At 41.5% G+C, this 1,215-nt stretch carries 1 protein-coding gene; it reads right to left on the bottom strand.

Going from position 1 to position 1,215, the window contains the following annotated elements; translation table 11 throughout:
* On the bottom strand, positions 1–525 hold a 525-nt coding region (gene rnhA / locus CAN34_RS06405; protein WP_254423113.1), incomplete at its 3' end, for a ribonuclease HI.
* Positions 526–1,215: the final 690 nt, after the last annotated feature.

Below are 1,215 nucleotides of genomic sequence, written 5' to 3'. Positions count from 1 at the left end.
CTTTTTATCAGACACTATTTGCTCTTTTTTTTTAGCGGTATCTTGTGTGTCTACTGTCGATAAATCTTCACTACTGGACGTCACGCCTAAATTTGCCAGCTCGTCTGCTTTTTCATTGCCAGCATGTCCAGCATGACCTTTGACCCAATGCCAATCAACATCGCGTGGTTGGCAAAGCTCGTCTAGTTGTTGCCAAAGGTCTTGATTGGCGACTGGTTTTTTACTGGCTGTTTTCCAGCCTCGCTTTTTCCAGCCCTCAATCCATTCGGTGATACCTTTTTTGACATAGCTTGAGTCTGTCCAAATCTCAAGGTTTTGCCCATGTGGGCTATGTTTTAATGCTTGTATCGCACCCATCAGCTCCATACGATTATTGGTCGTCTCGTCATCGCCACCATACAAATCCTGCGTACGCCCGTCACTAAATATAAGATGCGCGCCCCAACCGCCAGCGCCAGGGTTACCTTTACATGCACCGTCCGTATAGGCAACCGTTGTGTCTGGTTTAGCAGCTAATGGATTCATAGCGTTGTTGGTATTAAGTTGCTGCGCTGAGGTACGATTGTCTGACATAAAAATTTATTGACCTAATAAGAATAAACGTAGGGTAGAGCAAAGAGATTTTACTCACATTTTTTACGATAGCTCTACTTGCATATGCTGGGATTGAGTATAACAAATCTAGCATTAGGATGGGCAGTTGCCATGCACAAAAACGCAAAACCATATATCATAATAGTAACATAGCGGTTTTCTGTTAAAATAAGAGCGATTGTCAGAAGCTATCTTCTGAGATAGCTAAAAATTTCCAGCATAATGCTGTTATAAAAATGGCAGCAATGATACACATTTTGATACTGTTGTTTTATGGCAGTGCTTGATGGCAGTGCTTGATGCCAATGTTTGATGCCAATGTTTGATGCCAATGTTTGATGCCAATGTTTGATGCCAATGTTTGATGATGATATTCGATAATATTGTTAGACGATAATATTGTTAGACGATAATACGCCCAATAAAAGCTTTTAATGCACCAATGCAGGATAACCCCATTATGTCCTTACACTCAAATATTTTTTATAAAAGACTGACACGCCTGATGATTGGTATGGCGGCGAGCAGCGTATTATTTTTGACCGCTTGTAATGGTACCAACAGCAGCAAAATCGATGCTGAAGCGGTAGAGACTGCGGCGGATTTGTCAGTTTTTGAAGG

This window comes from Psychrobacter sp. DAB_AL32B (assembly GCF_002224105.1).
GTDB lineage: Bacteria > Pseudomonadota > Gammaproteobacteria > Pseudomonadales > Moraxellaceae > Psychrobacter.
The sequence above is the reverse complement of the archived record's forward strand: the minus strand, read 5'-3'. Positions and strand labels throughout refer to the sequence as shown.